This window comes from Geoalkalibacter subterraneus (assembly GCF_000827125.1).
Classification (GTDB): Bacteria; Desulfobacterota; Desulfuromonadia; order Desulfuromonadales; family Geoalkalibacteraceae; genus Geoalkalibacter_A; species Geoalkalibacter_A subterraneus.
Genome location: NZ_CP010311.1, coordinates 847,884 through 865,945, shown reverse-complemented (window position 1 = coordinate 865,945; position 18,062 = coordinate 847,884). Strand labels below are relative to the sequence as shown.

The 18,062-nt window shown below is 57.9% G+C and carries 15 protein-coding genes and 1 pseudogene; 8 read left to right on the top strand and 8 right to left on the bottom strand.

The window, feature by feature from the left end:
• The first annotated feature begins 7 nt into the window (after nucleotides 1-7).
• Both malQ and GSUB_RS03910 read left to right on the top strand, forming a co-directional pair.
• Nucleotides 8-1,522 (top strand): 4-alpha-glucanotransferase, encoded by a 1,515-nt coding sequence (gene malQ, locus GSUB_RS03915; protein ID WP_040199281.1) that lies wholly within the window; start codon nucleotides 8-10, stop codon nucleotides 1,520-1,522.
• A gap of 87 nt (nucleotides 1,523-1,609) precedes the next feature.
• Nucleotides 1,610-2,401, top strand: coding sequence for an OB-fold nucleic acid binding domain-containing protein (locus GSUB_RS03910; RefSeq protein WP_040199280.1), 792 nt, complete (start codon nucleotides 1,610-1,612; stop codon nucleotides 2,399-2,401).
• A gap of 87 nt (nucleotides 2,402-2,488) precedes the next feature.
• On the opposite strand, the gene uvrC is transcribed toward GSUB_RS03910, so the two are convergent.
• Entirely contained in the window at nucleotides 2,489-4,333 is a 1,845-nt protein-coding gene (gene uvrC, locus GSUB_RS03905; protein ID WP_040199279.1) for an excinuclease ABC subunit UvrC, read from the bottom strand.
• A 204-nt stretch (nucleotides 4,334-4,537) separates the two neighbouring features.
• Here uvrC and GSUB_RS03900 point away from each other — a divergent pair, with 204 nt between their 5' ends.
• The 4 genes from GSUB_RS03900 (at nucleotide 4,538) to GSUB_RS03885 (ending at nucleotide 7,831) form a co-directional block, all read left to right on the top strand.
• Nucleotides 4,538-5,080: a cyclic nucleotide-binding domain-containing protein gene (locus tag GSUB_RS03900; protein WP_052464507.1), complete on the top strand. Its 543-nt coding sequence runs from the start codon at nucleotides 4,538-4,540 to the stop codon at nucleotides 5,078-5,080.
• Between the two features lie 4 nt (nucleotides 5,081-5,084).
• The gene (locus GSUB_RS03895; RefSeq protein WP_040199278.1) at nucleotides 5,085-6,206 is read left to right on the top strand and encodes an AI-2E family transporter; all 1,122 of its coding nucleotides are present in this window, start codon (nucleotides 5,085-5,087) and stop codon (nucleotides 6,204-6,206) included.
• Between the two features lie 418 nt (nucleotides 6,207-6,624).
• Nucleotides 6,625-7,227, top strand: a complete 603-nt coding sequence (locus tag GSUB_RS03890) for an acetate uptake transporter (RefSeq protein ID WP_040199277.1) — start codon at nucleotides 6,625-6,627, stop codon at nucleotides 7,225-7,227.
• A gap of 205 nt (nucleotides 7,228-7,432) precedes the next feature.
• Nucleotides 7,433-7,831: a hypothetical protein gene (locus tag GSUB_RS03885; protein WP_040199276.1), complete on the top strand. Its 399-nt coding sequence runs from the start codon at nucleotides 7,433-7,435 to the stop codon at nucleotides 7,829-7,831.
• 152 nt (nucleotides 7,832-7,983) lie between these two features.
• Here GSUB_RS03885 and carB read toward each other — a convergent pair whose 3' ends face one another.
• The 3 genes and pseudogenes from carB to GSUB_RS20010 all read right to left on the bottom strand — a co-directional run.
• The gene (gene carB, locus GSUB_RS03880; protein WP_040199275.1) at nucleotides 7,984-11,184 is read right to left on the bottom strand and encodes a carbamoyl-phosphate synthase large subunit; all 3,201 of its coding nucleotides are present in this window, start codon (nucleotides 11,182-11,184) and stop codon (nucleotides 7,984-7,986) included.
• A 211-nt stretch (nucleotides 11,185-11,395) separates the two neighbouring features.
• On the bottom strand, nucleotides 11,396-12,736 hold the full coding sequence (locus GSUB_RS03875; protein WP_052465051.1) for an L-lactate MFS transporter: 1,341 nt from the start codon (nucleotides 12,734-12,736) through the stop codon (nucleotides 11,396-11,398).
• A gap of 618 nt (nucleotides 12,737-13,354) precedes the next feature.
• Nucleotides 13,355-13,528, bottom strand: a pseudogene (locus GSUB_RS20010) (elongation factor P); the annotation flags it as partial.
• 271 nt (nucleotides 13,529-13,799) lie between these two features.
• Here GSUB_RS20010 and efp point away from each other — a divergent pair.
• Together efp and epmA are read left to right on the top strand one after the other, a co-directional pair.
• The gene (gene efp, locus GSUB_RS03865; RefSeq protein ID WP_040199273.1) at nucleotides 13,800-14,363 is read left to right on the top strand and encodes an elongation factor P; all 564 of its coding nucleotides are present in this window, start codon (nucleotides 13,800-13,802) and stop codon (nucleotides 14,361-14,363) included.
• Nucleotides 14,364-14,370: 7 nt separating this feature from the next.
• Nucleotides 14,371-15,285 carry an EF-P lysine aminoacylase EpmA gene (gene epmA / locus GSUB_RS03860; protein ID WP_040199271.1) on the top strand — a complete coding sequence of 305 codons (915 nt, stop codon included), beginning with the start codon at nucleotides 14,371-14,373 and terminating at the stop codon, nucleotides 15,283-15,285.
• Here epmA and GSUB_RS03855 read toward each other — a convergent pair.
• The 4 genes from GSUB_RS03855 to GSUB_RS03840 form a co-directional block, all read right to left on the bottom strand.
• Nucleotides 15,280-16,317: a KamA family radical SAM protein gene (locus GSUB_RS03855; RefSeq protein ID WP_040199270.1), complete on the bottom strand. Its 1,038-nt coding sequence runs from the start codon at nucleotides 16,315-16,317 to the stop codon at nucleotides 15,280-15,282. The genes epmA and GSUB_RS03855 overlap by 6 nt on opposite strands.
• A 17-nt stretch (nucleotides 16,318-16,334) precedes the next feature.
• Nucleotides 16,335-16,775, bottom strand: coding sequence for a MauE/DoxX family redox-associated membrane protein (locus GSUB_RS03850; RefSeq protein WP_040199268.1), 441 nt, complete (start codon nucleotides 16,773-16,775; stop codon nucleotides 16,335-16,337).
• Nucleotides 16,772-17,269 (bottom strand): rhodanese-like domain-containing protein, encoded by a 498-nt coding sequence (locus tag GSUB_RS03845; protein ID WP_040199267.1) that lies wholly within the window; start codon nucleotides 17,267-17,269, stop codon nucleotides 16,772-16,774. The genes GSUB_RS03850 and GSUB_RS03845 overlap by 4 nt, the downstream gene beginning before the upstream one ends.
• Before the next feature lie 257 nt (nucleotides 17,270-17,526).
• Nucleotides 17,527-17,994 carry a hypothetical protein gene (locus GSUB_RS03840; protein ID WP_040199266.1) on the bottom strand — a complete coding sequence of 156 codons (468 nt, stop codon included), beginning with the start codon at nucleotides 17,992-17,994 and terminating at the stop codon, nucleotides 17,527-17,529.
• Nucleotides 17,995-18,062 lie beyond the last annotated feature (68 nt).

Here is an 18,062-nt window from a genome sequence, read left to right as displayed (position 1 = left end):
AAAATTTATGAAGATCACCCGCTGCAACGGCATTCTGCTACACCCCACCAGCCTGCCCGGCCCACACGGGATCGGATCCCTTGGGGAAGAAGCCTATCGATTCGTGGATTTTCTGACCGAAACCGGCCAGAGCGTCTGGCAGATTCTGCCGCTTAATCCCACCGGCTACGGCGATTCCCCCTACAACGCCTTTTCGGCCTTTGCCGGCAACCCACTGCTGATAGATCTGCATGAGTTGGTCGGCCGGGGCGACCTGGATCAGTGCGATATCGCATTGATGGAGCCGGCAGATCCGCACCGGGCCGATTACGGATGGGCAACTCACCATAAGGAAAATCTTCTGCGCAAAGCGGCGGCCAATTTCAAAGCCAATGCCACGGCGCAACGACGGCAGGAGTTTGAAAATTTTCGCGAACACCAGGGGTACTGGCTCTGGGATTACGCCCGATTTCGTGCCCTGCGTGATCATTTCGGCGGGACCAGCTGGAACCGATGGCCCTCCGAACTGCGCCACCGCGACCCCCAGGCGCTGGCCCGGTGGGATGAGCAGTTGGCCGATGAAATCTTCTGGAGACTCTACGCGCAGCACATTTTCTTCAGCCAATGGTTCGCCCTGAAGGAGTACGCCAACAACAAGGGGATTCGAATCTTTGGCGACCTCCCCATTTTTGTCGCTTACGATTCGGTGGATGTCTGGGCCAACCAGAAGTTGTTCCACCTCGACGAGGAGGGCGAGTCGACACTGGTGGCAGGCGTTCCTCCCGACTACTTCAGCGAGGATGGTCAGCGCTGGGGCAACCCCCTCTACCACTGGGACCGCATGGCCGCGCAGGGCTATTCCTGGTGGATTGCACGGTTTCGCTGGAACCTGGCGCAAGCAGACATTGTGCGCATCGATCATTTTCGCGGATTCGAGGCCTGTTGGGCCATCCCGGCCGACGAGAAAACCGCCGTCAACGGAGAATGGATGAAAGGCCCCGGCGGCGGCCTGTTCGAAGCGCTTGCGGCCACACTCGGCGAAGTCCCCATCGTTGCGGAAGATCTCGGGCTGATTACGCCGGAAGTGGAACAGCTGCGCGACCGGTTCGCCTTCCCCGGCATGAAGGTTCTGCATTTCGCTTTTGACGGAGGTCCGAATAATCCCTACCTGCCGCACAACATCGAACGCAACAGCGTTGCCTACACCGGAACCCATGATAACGACACCACTCTGGGCTGGTGGAATTCCCGCAACAAGAAAGAAAAAGACGCAGTTCGCACCTACCTCGGACACGGGCTGCACCACATGCCCTGGGATCTGATCCGCACGGCCATGAGCAGCGTCGCCAACCTGTGCATCATTCCCATGCAGGACATTCTCGAACTCGACAACGACGGGCGCATGAACCGCCCGGGACAGGGCAGCGGCAACTGGGACTGGCGCTTCAGCCGGGATCAGCTGACTCAATCCCGGACGGAGACACTCAAGGAAATGACCATGCTCTACGGTCGTTTTACGGAAAATGATGCTTCAGGCTCTTGAGTTTCTCAAGCGGCCTGTGCTACGCTTCCGGCTTGATCGCAAGACAACTTGAGCACATCCATCTTTAGAACCATGGAGGATCCATACGTGAAAAGAGCACTTCTACTCCTGACTGCCGCCCTGACGACCGCCCTGCTGCTGTCCGCCTGCAAGGAAGAGGCGCCCAAACCCGCACAAAAACCTGAAGGACATCCGCCCGCCTCTTCTTCCGGGATGAACGCTAAGCCGGCTGAAGCCACCGGAATCAGCGGCATCGTCGTTGAAACCATGAATACCGCCGGCTACACCTATGTCCTGGTCGACACCGGGGAAGAGCAGATCTGGGCTGCCGGTCCTGAAACCAAGGTCGCCGTCGGCGACAGCGTCGCCCTCGCTCCCGGACAGCAAATGCACAATTTCCGCAGCGATTCGCTGGACCGCACCTTCGACATGATTCTTTTCGTCAACGGGATCATGGTTGGCGGAGAAAGTGCCGCCGCCGACGCTAACGGCATGAGTGCCGGACAGATGCCGCAGGGGCACCCCGACATCAACGCAGAAAAAAGCGTCGAGGTAGACTTCAGCGGCCTGACCAAAGCAGAAGGCGGCGTAACCGTGGCCGAGATCTATACCCGCAAAGATGAACTGGCCGGCGAAGAAATCCAGGTGCGCGGCAAGGTCGTACGTTTCAGCCCCCAGATCATGGGTAAGAACTGGATTCACCTGCAGGACGGGACCGGCGACGAAGAAGGTAATGCCGACCTGACCGTCACCACTACAGCAAGCGCTGAAGTGGGCGACACCGTGTTAATTTCGGGCAAACTCGAAACCGACAAGGACATTGCACACGGCACGGTATATGAGATTATCGTTGAAGACGCCGAGGTTGTGGTGGAATAAGCCCCCCGAACGGTTATTGTTCTTCTCAAGCCCCCGGCAGCACAAACTGCCGGGGGCTTTTTCGTGCGCGCTCCAAAGTGGGTCGACTCAGGAATGCCCGTCTTCGTGAAAATACCGATAGACGGCATCAGCTGTCCTGGCCGGCAAACCCTCAACGGCAGCCAACTCGTCACGGGTTGCGGCGCGGATATTCTTAACGCTGCCGAAATATTTCAGGAGCAGCTTACGCCGCGCCGCACCGACTCCGGGTATCGCTTCCAGGGCTGAACTCAAGGCATTTTTCCCCCGCAGGTTACGATGATAGGAAATGGCGAAACGGTGCGCTTCGTCACGCAAGCGTTCAAGCATGAAAAGAGCCGCGCTGCCCTGCCGCAGCACCACAGGATTTTTGCGCCCCGGCAGAAAAAACCTCTCCTCGCTGCGCTCGACCACCCGCCCTTTCATATTGGAAATCACCCGGCTTTTGGCCATCCCCGCAACATCGACTCTGCCCAGCAGGTCCAATTCATCGAGAACCGCAGTCACCACTGCCAGCTGCCCCTTACCGCCGTCAATCAAAATGAAATCAGGAAGATCTTCCTCCCTGAGCCCGCGTCGCAAGCGCCTGCCAAGCACCTCGCGCATCGAGGCGAAATCATCGTTGCCGTCGACCGTTGCAATTTTGAACCGGCGGTATTCAGACGATGCAGGCTCCCCGTCGATGAGAACGACCATGCTGCCGACCGTCTGGCTGCCCTGAACATGGGAGATATCAAAGCATTCCATGCGCCGGGGGATGCGGGACAGATTCAGACGCTGCCTGATTTCCTCAAGCACTTCCCGCCGCGCCTCCCGTCGGCTGCCGCGCTCACGAAACGACTGTTCGGCATTGCGCGCCGCCAGTTCCACAAGCCTGACCTTGTCACCCCGCTGTGGAGCCAGGATATGGACTTTTCTGCCGCGTTTTTCTGAGAGCCACACCGCCAGCGAGTCGGTATCGTCAGGCGCGAAAGGGACCAGAATCTGATCGGGAATGACGACATCCCTGCTGTAGTACTGCTTTAAAAACGCAGCCAGGAGTTCATCCTCGTCAAGACGCCATTCAAGGGGAAAGCTTCTGCGTCCGATCAATTTCCCCTCGCGGATAAACATCAGGACGATTTCCACCTCGCCCCCTTCACGGTGCAGACCGACCACATCCTGATCTCCGCCTCCGGCCTCGACCACTTTCTGCTTCTCAACGGTCGCGCTGATGGCCTGGATCTGGTCGCGCAGGCGGGCGGCCTCCTCAAAGCGCATCTGCTCACTGGCCTGCCGCATGCGCTCCGTTAGAATGCCGACAACTTCACTTTCACGCCCTGAAAGCAGAGCAACAACGCCATCGACCAGGTGACGGTACTCCTCACGGCTGATTCTGCCATGGCAGGGCGCGCTGCACTGGCCGATCTGATGAAAGAGGCAAGGGCGCCCCCTTCGACGGCAGGTGGCCATGGGATAGTGCCGAAGAGGAAAAATCCGGTAAATTTCCTTGAGCGTTTCACGCACGGCAGACCCGGAGGCGTAGGGGCCGAAATAAAGCGCCCCGTCCCGGCGCACTCGGCGCACGGTCTGCAGGGCGGGGAAATCCTCACGCGGATCGAGACGGATGGAAAGGTAAGTCTTGTCGTCACGCAGGTTGATATTGTAGCGGGGACGGTATTTCTTGATCAGGGTGTTTTCCAGAATCAGTGCTTCTTTTTCCGTATCGGTCACCATCGTATCGATGCGATGCACGCGATTCATAAGAAAGGGGATCTGCCCGCGACCATCGCCTGCAGCATTGAAGTAGCTGCGCAAACGCGCCCGCAGGTTTTTGGCCTTTCCCACATAAAGCACGGTCTCGTCTTCGCCGCGCATCAGATATACGCCGCTGGCCGTCGGGAACCGCTTGAGGTCAATCTCGATTTCCGCCATCAAACCACTCCTTGGAGGCAATACACAGCTCATCCTATCACAACAATCCCGCCGCAAAACAAACGCGGGGCCCGAAGTCCGCAAATTCTTTGGACTTCAATCAAGACCCTGATATAATGCGCCATGAATTTTCAGCGTCGACACGGGTTTTCGCCCGCAGTGCCGACGCTGAGCAAATCTTCGCAAAAAGGAATCTTGCACGGGATGAATCCGATCTGGAGCAATATCTTTCGCCAAAAACCGGAAAAAGATTCGGTCGCCTACTTTCTCGGCACTATTCCCGCCTTCAGTGAACTTAAAGGGCGTGATCTCAGATACCTGGAAACGATGGTGCATGTCCGCCACTACGCAGCGGGTGAACTTGTTTTTGCCGAAGGCGACGTGGGGTCGGGCATGTATGCCATTCGTGCAGGTCGGGTGCGTATCCACCGTCATCTGCCCGACGGGGGAGAAGAAGAACTCGCCCTGCTGGAGGCGGGTGATTTTTTCGGAGAGTCTACCCTCACCTCACCGAGCAGTCGTTCCGCTTCCGCGGTTGCCATCGACAATTGCGAACTGGTCGGCCTTTTTCGCGCTGATCTGATGGAAACCGTGCAGAAGCATCCGATGATCGCCTCCAAAATCCTCCTCGGGCTGACCCGGATTCTGAGCGAGCGTCTGCAAACCGCCGCCCTGGAAATCTATCGGCTCAAAGGGGTTCAGGGCTCCGAGGCGCCTCCTCCTTCTGCATCCCAGATCAAGGAATAGCTACATGGAAAACCGCCCCGGTCTGACCCGCGCCCAGGTTCTCCTGATCTACCTGGTTTTTACCGCTGCCATCGCCACCGGCCTGGCTCTCTTTTCTTCCGCCAGCAACCTGATCAGCCTTTTGCAGCGGGCCTCGAGCGGTCTCTTCCTCCCTATCCTGCTATCACTGATCCTGACCTTTCTGCTGGAACCGGTGGTGCAGTTTATCGAGCGTGAGGAGATCAGCCGCACCTTTGCCATTTTCGTGGTTTATGTGCTGGTCGCCATGCTGCTTTTCCTTTTCGTGGCCTGGATCGCCCCGCACTGGGAGACCATGTGGCTGGCGCTGCGCGCGGACCTGCCGCGCTACATCACCCGCGCGGTCGGCTTAATCCGCGACTGGCAGGATAACCTGCAAAGTCATTTTCCCGTGGTGGAGACCTTCGACCTTTCCACCAAAACCCGCCTCTGGGGAGAGGCCATTCTCGCCACCATCCTGGCGGGCACCCCCAAATCGGCCCTGCGCATCGGCAGCCTCATGGTCCTGGTGCCGCTGTTTTCATTCTTTTTTCTCAAAGACGGCAACCGCCTGATGCGCTCTTTTATTTCGCTGGCGCCCAATCGCCACTTCGAGATGGCCCTCGACCTCTACTATTACATCAGCCGGCAGATGGCACACTTTATTCGCGGCCGCATTCTGGAGGCCGTTATCATCGGCGTCGTCGTTATGGTCGGCCTTTCGTTCACCGACATCCGCTATGCACCGCTGCTCGGAATTTTTGCCGGTGTCTCCAACCTGGTGCCCTACATCGGCCCTGTCGTCGGCATGATTCCCGGCATCCTGATCGCCATGGTCGACCTCGGCTTCGGCGGCCAGTTCTGGTGGATCGTTATCGTTTATATCCTCATCTCGCAGGTCATCGTCGACAATTTCATCCTGATCCCCATTCTCATCTCGCGCGTTTCCAACCTGCACCCGCTGGTGGTGATTCTGGCCATCATCATGGGGGGCAAGCTCTACGGCGTGCTCGGCATGATTATCGGTGTCCCCGTGGCAAGTATTCTTAAAATCGCCATCCTTGAAATACACCACTACCGGCGAACCTTCAGTATCGGTGAAGCCGCCGGTCTGTCCAAACGACGATGACTGGCATGGGCGCGCTTCTGATAAATCTCCGCAGGACCGCTATTTTTTCTCCGCCTTGCCTGTCGCAAAAATGCAAAACGGCTCCTCAATCTTTTTGCAAATCGGCAAAAAAGGCTGCAAATCGACTATTTTAAGGGGATTGCTGTTCTCAGTCAGGTCTCCAGGTCTCTGTGTTTCGCAACGCTGCGAAAGGCCATCCTATCAACCGGCAATCTCAAAACGCCTCCCCCCCATTTACAACCCACTGAAACTTCGCACCTTTATCGTTTTGAAAAAATAAAATCAACTCTGGTACACGTCTTGCTTAATCACAGAACAGCGTTACTTTTTCTCTGAAGGTACGGGGTGAGAGGCGTCGGACGTTGAGGGACGTCCGGCCTCTCACCAGCGTGCCCCATCCGTCCGAGGAGTGTTCAGCATGATGACTCAAACACAAACGCAAAAAACTCATATTTCCGGACTGGATCGCCTGACTGTACCTCAAAGCCCCTCAGGTTTTCTGACTCTGGGCATGTGCGCCGTTCTGCTCGGCCTTCAACAGGCCGGATGGATGGATTTTCCGTATCTTGTTTCAGCCGTATTCCTTTACGGCGGCAGCTGCCAGGCCCTGACAGGCCTCAATGAATGGCGGCGCGGCAATGCCTTCGGGGCGGTTTCTCTAACTTCCTGCGGCCTGATGTGGCTGTCTCTTCTTCCGGTTCTCATCCTTCCTCAGGCCGGCCTCGGAAAAGTTCCGGAAATCAGCGCATCGGCCCCCTATCTCCTCATGTGGGGCATGTTCTGCCTGATCCTCGGCTACGGCAGCTTCTCCAGCCACAAACTTACCGGCATTATTTTCATGGCGACCTCTCTGCTGATAGTTTTGACCGCAGCCAACCTGGCCTGGCCGCACCCGCAACTGTCGCAGCTGACCTGCGCAGCCGGCCTGGCCTGCGGTGCCTTGAGCGTGTTCCGCGGCCTGGCTTTGATTCGGAAGTACGCGCGGGAGAAGTCGGCTCAACATTACCAGGCCGCGCGTTGACCTGATGCACGCCCGGCGGCGTTCCCCGATGCTGTAATTTTGCCCTGACTCCTCTGCAGTAGTGGTTGACAATTCGTTCAAACCGAAGTAGATTTAGAACAGTTTTTTACCATTTTTGTTTGACGAATCAGCAACTTGCAAACCGATCGTTTATTTTTTACCACAAACAATAAACGACATCCCATCCGGCAAGAGGAGAACGCGCATGAATGCCAAAATCGGTCAGCACATGACGTTGCTCGGAATATGTGCCATGGCCTTTTATGGCGCAATGCTCGCATCGGGAAAACTTTCCATCGATGTCATGCCTCAGTTCGTGGTTTCCGCCGCAATCTTTCTGACCTCCGGGCGCATCATGCGCCGGGCGGCGCGCATGATGGCCCGCGACAGCGAGGAAGAGCAGGAAGAGGAAAAAACGCGCAAATCGAAACCGATTGATGCCGATTGGCCCTTTCTGACACAACTTCTCAACTGGACTGCGGCTCTGCTGGTGGTGGGAGCTATGGCCATCTTCCTCATGAAACCAATCGGACTCTCCTGGTCGGATGCCTTCTCTTCCGCGGACATCTCCGACGACCATTTTTTCTCAGAGCATATCCCCTGATCCAAATGGACAGTTCAATAAAAAAGGCCCGCTGAAATGCGGGCCTTTTTTATTGCAGATTATCTATTCGCCTCATGGGTTCGCATCTCTACTGTCAAGCGTGTTTGACGCCAGGGAGGGCGCCAATCAAACGGCCGGGGATGGCGTAAAGTTTAGCTGATGCCCTGGTGGTACTCCTGCAGGCTGAGCACCGCCTCCTGCCCTTCGCGGCGCGCTGCAATCCCCTTGGCGGCGGCAAGTGCGGCCGCTGTCGTTGTAATGTAGGGAACCTTGTACCGGATCGCCGTTTTGCGGATGTAGGAATCATCGTGCGCGCTGAGCCGCCCGATCGGGGTGTTGACCACCAGGTGGATCTCGCCGTTTTTGATGGCATCGGCGATATTGGGACGCCCTTCGTGCATTTTGCGAATCACCTCGGCCTCGATTCCATGCTCGGCCAGAAACGCCTGTGAGCCCTTTGTCGCCCGGATCGAAAAACCGAGCGCGGCAAACAGGCGGGCTGCCTCCAGAACGCTGTCGCGATCCTGCTCGGCCACGGTGATCAGTACGGTGCCCTCCAGAGGCAGAGGAGAATTCGCCCCCTCCTGCGCCTTGAAATAGGCCAGGCCGTAGTTGCCGGCAAGCCCCAGCACTTCGCCGGTTGAGCGCATCTCCGGACCGAGAACCGGGTCGACTTCCGGAAACATGCCGAATGGGAAAACAGCCTCTTTCACGCCAAAGTGAGCGAAACGGCCGCGCTTCAACCCCATATCGGCAAGCTTTTCTCCCAACATGGCCGCAACCGCAACACGCGGCATGGCCAGGGCGCAGACCTTGGAGACCAGCGGCACGGTCCGGCTGGCGCGGGGGTTCGCTTCCAGGATATAAACCCGGTCGTCCGCTATGGCGTACTGAATATTCATCAAACCCACCACACCCATCTCAATTGCAATGCGGCGGGTATATTCCTCGATGGTATCAATGTGGCGCTGGGCGATGCTGACCGGCGGAATCACGCAGGCCGAATCCCCCGAGTGGACCCCCGCCAGTTCGATATGTTCCATAACTGCAGGGACAAAGGCGTCGCGACCATCGGCAATGGCATCGGCCTCCGCTTCGATAGCGTCCTGCAGGAAACGGTCGATGAGGATCGGCCGCTCGGGAGAAACCTCGACCGCCTTGAGCAGATACTCGCGCAGCATCGCTTCATCATGCACAATTTCCATGGCGCGCCCGCCCAGAACATAGGAGGGGCGCACAATCAGGGGGTAGCCGATGCGGGAGGCGATCTCGATGGCTTCGTCTTCCGTATAGGCCATGCCCGATTCCGGCTGGGGAATGCCGAGCTTGACCATGATCTGGTTGAAAAGATCCCGGTCTTCGGCCTTGTCGATCGTGGCAGGGCTGGTGCCGAGGATGGGCACGCCAGCCTCTTCCAGCTCCCGGGCAATGTTCAGGGGAGTCTGCCCGCCGAACTGCACGACGACTCCCTCGGGCTTTTCCTTGTTGTAGATGGAAAGGACATCCTCGACCGTCAGCGGCTCGAAATAAAGCTTGTCCGACGTATCGTAATCGGTGGAGACGGTTTCCGGGTTGCAGTTGACCATAATGGTCTCGTAGCCCGCCTCCCGCAGGGCCAGCGCCGTGTGCACGCAGCAGTAGTCGAACTCGATCCCCTGACCGATGCGGTTGGGACCGCCGCCGAGCACCATGATTTTCTTGCGGCCCGAGACCGAAACCGAGTCGGGGGCGTTGTAGGACGAATAATAATAGGCCGCGTCTTCCACCCCGCTGACGGGAACCGCCTCCCAGGCTTCCTCGAGACCGAGTGCAATGCGCTTTTCGCGCACATCTTTTTCCGGCACCCCCAGGATCTCGGCCAGGTAGCGGTCGGCGAAACCATCTTTCTTGGCCTGAAGCAGCAGATCATCGGGGGGGAGTGAACCTTTGTAACGCAGAACCTTCTCCTCCAGTTCGACCAGTTCTTTCATCTGCTGCAGGAACCAGGGCTTGATATAGGTTTTGCGGTAGAGGAGATCAAGATCGGCCCCCTTGCGCAGCGCTTCATACAGCAGAAACTGGCGTTCACTGGACGGTTCGGCCAACCTTTCGAGCAACTCTTCAAGAGATCTCTGGTGGAAATCACGGGCGAACCCCAGTCCGTAGCGGCCGATCTCCAGGGAGCGAATCGCTTTCTGGAAGGCCTCCTTGTAGTTCTTTCCGATGCTCATGACCTCGCCTACGGCCCGCATCTGGGTGCCGAGCTTGTCATGCACGCCCTTGAATTTCTCAAACGCCCAGCGGGCGAACTTGACCACCACGTAATCCCCAGAGGGGGTGTAGCGATCGAGGGTGCCGTCGCGCCAGTAAGGGATCTCGTCAAGAGTCACACCGGCAGCCAGCTGCGCCGAGACCAGTGCAATGGGAAAGCCGGTCGCCTTGGAAGCCAGCGCCGAGGAGCGCGAGGTGCGTGGATTGATTTCGATAACCACCACCCGTCCGCTGGACGGATCGTAGGCAAACTGCACATTGGTGCCGCCGATCACCTCGATGGCGTCGACGATGCGGTAAGCATAATCCTGCAGGCGGGCTTGCAGGTCTGCATCGATAGTCAGCATCGGGGCTGTGCAGAAGGAATCTCCGGTATGCACGCCGACGGCATCCACGTTCTCGATGAAGCAGACGGTGATCTTCTGATTCTTTGAGTCACGCACCACTTCCAGCTCCAACTCCTCCCAACCCAGGATCGATTCCTCGATCAGGACCTGGCTCACCGGGCTGGCCGCGAGGCCGCGACTGACGATGGTCTCAAACTCTTCAAGGTTATAGGCGAAGCCGCCGCCGGTGCCGCCCATGGTATAGGCGGGACGGATGACGACCGGCAGCCCGATGCGCGAGATGATTTCGCGGGCCTGCTCCATACTGGTGGCGATTTCGCTGCGCGGCGTCTCAATACCGAGGTGGGCCATGGTTTCCTTGAAAGTTTCGCGGTCTTCACCGCGCTTGATGGCATCAAGGTTAACGCCGATAACCCGCACGCCGTACTGGTCGAGAATGCCGAGGCGCGCCAACTCGCTGGACAGATTGAGCGCGGTCTGCCCGCCGAGATTCGGCAGCAGCGCGTCGGGGCGCTCCTTTTTAATGATTTCCGTCAGGCTGGCGATATTGAGAGGTTCGATATAGGTGGCATCGGCCATGCCGGGGTCGGTCATGATAGTGGCGGGATTTGAGTTGACCAGCACGATCTGGTAGCCGAGCTGCCGCAACGCCTTGCAGGCCTGGGTTCCGGAATAGTCAAATTCGCAGGCCTGGCCGATGATAATCGGACCCGAACCAATGATAAGGACTTTTTTCACATCATCGCGTCGCGGCATGAATTCCTCCTGGTGAGCATAAATACTTATACACGTGATCGACCTGACAATATGTCAAAGATCGCCCCGAAGTGCAACCGTAATTCTCAACAATTTTAACGAGGTGGAATCCAGGCAGGATGGACTGCGTGCGCAAAGAGGCGAGACTTAAAAAAATGGCCCCGCCGAAGCGGGGCCCATGTTCATGCCATATGGAATTTAGGATAAGGAATCAGCGGTTGGTTTTCTGAGTGGCCAGTTCCTGCTCTTCGAACTCTTCTTCCATGATCGCGGAGCTTTCCGCACCGACGGTGACATGAGCTTCTGCAGCAACCTTCTTGGTGCGCAGGGACAGGCTCATCATGGCTCCGACCAGCAGCATGATGCCGGCTGCGGCGAAGGAAGCGGTGTAGCCGCCGGTCTGCACTTTAAGCATTTCGGCAACGCGGACCAGGACAAAGGCGCCGATACCCCAGGCAGAGAAGAGAATGCCGTAGTTCATCCCAAAGTTCTTCATGCCGAAGAAATCCTTGGTGAAGGCAGGGAACAGGGCCAGGTTGGTGCCGTAGTTGAACACCAGGAAGGTCACCAGCAGGGTCACCAGTACGGGATTGCCCTGTCCGCCGAGCACCGGGATGGCTGCAAACATCAGGGAGGCCTGGAACACCAGCATGATGATCAGGGTGTTGGCGCGGCCGATCTTGTCAGAAACCACACCGGCCACCAGGCGACCAGCGGCGTTGCCCACTGCCATGATGGCGACAACCAGAAATGCCATCTCACCGAGGCTGGCAGCAGCCATACCCTTGGCGCTGCCGATAACCATCAGACCGGCGCCGGCGCCGATGAAATAGGCCAGCCACAGGGTGTAGAACTTGCCGCTGGAGAGCATCTGCTTGGGGCTCAGTTCAGGAGAATCAGCAGCTTTTTGAGCTGCACCGGGCTTGGGCGCGCCACCGGCAACATAACCGGCAGGAGGATTGCTGAGCAGCAGAGCCAGCAACGAAACCACGATGGCAAAGGCAATGCCGAAAATCATCATGGATTTCTGCAGGCCGGCAACAGTGAGCATATAGTTGGCCAGGGGAGCGATATAAACCGAAGCCAGACCGAAGCCGGAAACTACGATACCTGCAATCAGACCTGTTTTAGCGGGAGGGAACCACTTGAGCGCCGGAGGCGTCGCAGCGGAGTAGCCGAAACCGATTCCCATGCCGGCCAAGACACCAAAACCGAGGATCCATGCCCAGTAATTGGTGGACTGGGAAACCAGCACGAAGCCGATACCGACCATCAGGCCGCCGATAATTGCGGTGATGCGGGGACCGAGAGCATCCTGAAGCTTGCCGGCGATGATCATCGAAAACGCGAACATCAGGCAGCAGACGGCGTAGGGGTCGTTGATCGACGCCATGTTCCAGTTAAAGGCTCCGGCGCCTCCAGCCTGGATCGATTCGGAGATTGCACCCTTGAAAATACTCCAGGTATAGAGAATACCGAGGGCCAGGTTGATACCGGTACCCGCCAGAACGACGGTCCATCCGCGTGCGTTGGAAGTCTGATTTGCGTTCATGGTGTTGTCCTCCTTAGACAATGTGGGGTTGAGCGAACAATGACTTGTCACATAACGAACCTGGAAGGCCAGCGGCCACTTGCCCTTGAAGGGCTTGACCACCGGGCGCGCCGCCCGACGGCTATGGCTGCCTGCCGCGACGATCTGATCGGGAGACGGTGCAGCCGTGTCAGCTTTATGCAAAATGTTTTCGCCCTGCTGTTTCATCCGTCTCTCCGTTGTTGAAAAGGGGCGGGGGTATCCGCGCTTGACTTTAATTATGAGCAACGTGCATACCAACGTGTCGATTTTTAAAAAAAAGAGTTTTACTTGTTTATTTTCAACGACTTGTATACGGGCAGAAAAAGGGATGGCTTTGGCGAGGAAGGCGGGTGGATTCGCACAACTGCAAATAAGCCGGCCGGGATACGGGAGGTGAACAAAGAAAGGGGAAAAACTCACCCCTGCCTGGAAATAACTGAAAAGCCCTGTTTTTCAGGGGTTCTACCTCCAAGCGGGCTTTTCAAACAAGGTTTTGCAAGATTGCAAACAGGCAAAAAGGGCTTTTTCGCAATTGTGCGAATGAAAAATTGATTCTGAGAATTTCATTTTAAAACAGCAAAGCCGCCCTGAAAGGACGGCCTTGAAAGGCTTTTCCAGCACCTGCCCGGTCAGCAGGTTGCGGTATTTGGTTTTGACCAGCGTGCTGCCGCCGCGCGCGGAGGGCGACTGGAAGCTGACGTCGAGCACCAGGCAGGGCGCCTGGTCAAGCTGGATGACCATGCCACGCTTGAGATCGTTGGCGAGAATCATATTCAGAAATCTCCTTGAATTGTAATAACGGCTCAGCCCCCGGGGACAGCCCAGTGAGACCGAAAACCTGAAAATAACCGCGAAAAATTAGCACAGGGCGCCCCCTCAAGGCAATTGTCGCATGCCGCCGCTTCTCACCGAAGCATGGACCAGGGCGACTCTTCAATCAAATTTCCATTGGAAAAACTCACCTTTATGTGTTTAAATGCGTGGTTCCCAACACAACTTCCCGGATTCACGAATTGAAAACCATAGCAAGGAGAACTTCCCCATGTACAGTTGTTCCGATCTCAAAAAGGGCCTCAAACTCATGGTCGACGGCGAACCGCACGTCATTGTCGCCTTCGATTTCACCAAACCCGGCAAAGGCCAGGCCCTTTATAAATGCAAGCTGCGCAACATGATCACCGGATCGTTGTTCGATCGCACCTACCGTTCGGGCGAATCCTTTGAGCCGGCCAGCCTGGAAGACCGCGACATGCAGTACCTCTACCAGGACGAAACCGGCTACGTCTTCATGGATCAGAAGACCTTCGAGCAGGTCACGCTCACCGAGGAAACCCTGGGCGACGACAAGTACTTTCTGATCGACAACATGGACGTGAAGGTTCTCATGTTCGGCGACCGGGCCATCGGAATCACCCTGCCCAACTTCGTCAACCTCAAGGTCACCCAGACCGATCCCTGGGTCAAGGGCGACACCGCCGCCGGCAACAACAAACCGGCCACCGTGGAGACCGGCTACAGCCTGCAGGTGCCGAGCTTTGTCGAAGAGGGCGACCTGATTCAGATCGACACCCGCACCGGCGCTTACAACACCCGGGTCAAGGAATAACCGGCCGATGGCGGAGCCCAACTGGCGACTTGCCGGCAAGCGCGCCAAACTGATCGAAAGGGCCCGGATCATGCAGATGATCCGGGCTTTTTTCATCGATCACGGCTACCTGGAGGTGGAAACCCCTCACCGCGTGCCGGGCAATGCCCCCGAAGCCTATATCGAACCGGAAACCAGCGGCAACTGGTTTCTGCACACCTCCCCCGAACTGGCCATGAAACGCCTGCTGGCCGCCGGATATGAACGCCTGTTTCAGATCTGCCGCTGCTGGCGCTCGGCGGAGCGCGGCCGCCGCCACCTGCCCGAATTCACCCTGCTGGAATGGTACCGCGCCCAAGTGGACTACACGGCATTAATGACGGAATGCGAACAGCTGCTCACCGGCCTCGTCCCCTCCGGCAGCCTGACCCGGCAGGGGCACACCATCGACATCACCCCGCCGTGGGAGCGATTGACCGTGGCCGAAGCCTTCCAACGCTACACGGACACGACTCCCCACCGGGCACTGAGCGACGACCGTTTCGACGAAGTCATCAGCGACGAAATCGAACCCCGGCTGGGGTTCGACACACCGGTGTTTCTTATTGAATACCCTGCCGAACTTGCAGCCCTGGCACGAAAAAAGCCCGACAACCATCGGGTCGCCGAGCGCTTTGAACTCTACATTGCAGGGCTGGAAATCGCCAACGCCTTTTCGGAACTCACCGATGTCGAAGAACAGCGCGCCCGTTTCGCCCGCGAAGATGAGCAGCGCCGCAGCAGCGGTCACCCCCCCTACCCCTCACCGGAAAAATTCCTCAACGAAATGGTTTACATGCCGCCTGCGGCCGGGATCGCACTGGGCGTCGACCGCCTTATCATGCTGCTGACCGGTGCTGCAGAAATCGACGAGGTCGTCGCCTTCACCCCGGAAGATTTATAGATTGGGGAAAGAGATCCGCTCGCCGTCCGGCGCGCGTAGCACCGCCTGAGCACCCAGCTTGTCCACATATTGCGGAGTAATGGGGACTTTGCCGCGACCACCGGGAAGGTCCACCACGTACTGGGGGATCGCCAGCCCGGACAGGGTGCCGCGCAGCCTGTCCATGATTTCGATGCCCGTTTCCAAAGGGGTCCGAAAATGGTCGGTGCCGCGCACCAGGTCCATGTGGTGCAGGTAGTACGGCCTCACGCGCATCCGCAGCAGGCCGCGAAACAAGGCCTCCAGCGTCGCGGCATCGTCATTGACGCCCCGCAGCAGCACGGTCTGGTTGCCCACCGGGATGCCCGCGTCGGCCAGACGCAGACAGGCTTCGCGCGACTCCGGGGTCAACTCGCGGGGATGGTTGAAATGGGTATTGACAAACAACGGATGGCAGCGGCGCAGAAGATTACACAGGCTTTCGGTAATCCGCTCGGGCAGAACAACCGGGGCGCGGGTGCCGATACGCAAAATCTCCACATGAGGGATGCGCCCCAACCGCTCGAAAATCTGCTTGAGCAGCAGATCGGACATGAGCAGCGGCTCGCCGCCGGAAATCACCACATCCTTGATCGCCGGGGTGCGGGCAATGTACTCGATCCCCTCCATCACTTCACCCAGCGTGACACGCGCCTCTGCACACCCGACCCGGCGTTTGCGGGTGCAGAAACGGCAGTAGGCGGCACAGCTTCCCGCCACCAGCAGCAAAGCACGATCCGGGTAGCGGTGTACCACCTGCGGCGCAGTGGCGAGGCGCTCTTCATGCAGGGGGTCGGCATCGGTCGCACCGTCCTCCAGCTCGCGAAGATCGGGAACGCACTGCTTCCAGATGGGATCGCCGGGATGCTCGATCAATGACAGGTAATGGGGGGTGATTGCCAGTGGATAGCGGGCGGCAACGCGATCAAGGGCATCGACATCAATTGCAAAATGCCGGGACAGCTGCGCGGCTGTCGTGACACTCTCACGCAGCCGCTTTTGCCAGAATTCCATCGAAAAAAAACTTTCATTCAGGATGAGGACGCGACAGAACGCCGCTCCCGGGAGAGCCAGGCCAGAACCACAAGCACCATCAGGCCGAGGTCGCGCAGCAGCGCCTCCAGAGCGGTGGTGTGCCCCTGGCCGCTAGGAGCAAAGCAGCCGCAGTCGATATCGAGCCCGCGGGCCATGACCGAAATCAGGGCAAGGATAAAAACGAAGTTGAGAACGCCGATCACCAGTGCGGCCGGGCGCACACGGCGATTGAGCACCAGAAGCGTGCCGGCCAGCAGCTCGACATATGGCAGGGTCGCCGCAACCAGATAATTCCAGGAATAAGGCAGAACCTGGTAATTGGCTACTGCGCGTGCAAAATCGATCGGTTCCTGAGCCTTGATCCAGCCGGCGTAGAAAAAGGTCACCCCCAGGGCGATACGCGCACCATGAAGGACGATGGAGACAAGACGGTTCATGGCGCCCCCTTTTCAACGGGCAGGCCCTGATCGCGCCATTCGGGCATCCCCCCTTCATAAACGCGCACATCGCGGAAGCCCTCTTCAAGAAGGACCTGACCGAGATCGAAGGAGTCGGGGCAGCCGTAGCCGCTGCAGTAAAGAATCAGGGTTCGATCCGGATCGATGTCCTGTTTAAATTGCTCCAGCTGCGTCTCGTAATCAGCCAGTGGTAGAGAAACCGCCCCTGCAATATGACCTTCGCGGTAAAGCTCGCCAACCCGGGCATCGACCAGCAAAGCGCCTTCTTCCCGTTCAGCAAGAACTTCTTCAAGAAAGGTCGGCACCGGATACTGGGCAACAGAGGCTGAATCTGCAGGCGGAGCAGCTTTCGAGGCCACCTTGCCCGCAAAGGCATCGATGACCATGCGATGATTCACCGACAGCCCCACCACCACGCCAAGGCAGAAGATCACGACGGCTTCAATAATGATTCGTTTATACTTCCAGGTCATTGCACCAGGCCTTTGATATCCGGATTGCCCCTGACAGGATCAACCGATTCCGATTTCAAGCACTTATGCTACCAGAACACCGAAGCGGCCGCAATTGCAAGATGAATGGGAGGGGCAATGGGATGGGAGGGAGGGCGACCCGGTGGGTCGCCCTGGTGAAACCCCGTACCACGGTGGATGAGGGTGAATACCCGCACGGACAGGCCCCCCGTCGAAACAGGATATAAGACGGAAACAGGGCGCAGCATGCAGCGCCCCTACAGCCCCTCTAGCATCTGGGCGCGGCGCTGTAGAAGGTCTCCGAGGTCTTCGATAAGAGAGGTCAGCAGGGTCTGGGTTGCAGGGCCACCGCCCTGGCGGGAGATATCGCCGACCGCGGTCGAGAGTGCGGCGGTTTTGTCGAGGAGGTTGAGGTCGAAGTCAAGGAGCGCCTCTTCCTGGTCACGGGTCGCTGAAGCCTCTGCCTGACTGGAAAGGGGCTCTTCAAGACGCTTGCCGATCTCCTCCAGGCGCTTCAGGCAATCGGCAAGAGCCTGACGCGGCGCCCCTCCGCTAGGCAGTCCTTCGATGGATTCCCGCAGGTCATCACGGATCTCATCCAGACGCCGGTGCAGAAAATGGCGAAGTTGCCGGTCGGTTTCATTGAAATTCACCGCACGGTATCCGGGAAACTCCGGGATATGATGACCGATCTTTTCAATTTTCAGGTGGCGATCCTTTTGCATCCTCGACCTCCGGGAAAAGCCGCTACGCATTTCTATAACGATATCAAACACTGGACGGGAGTCAACAA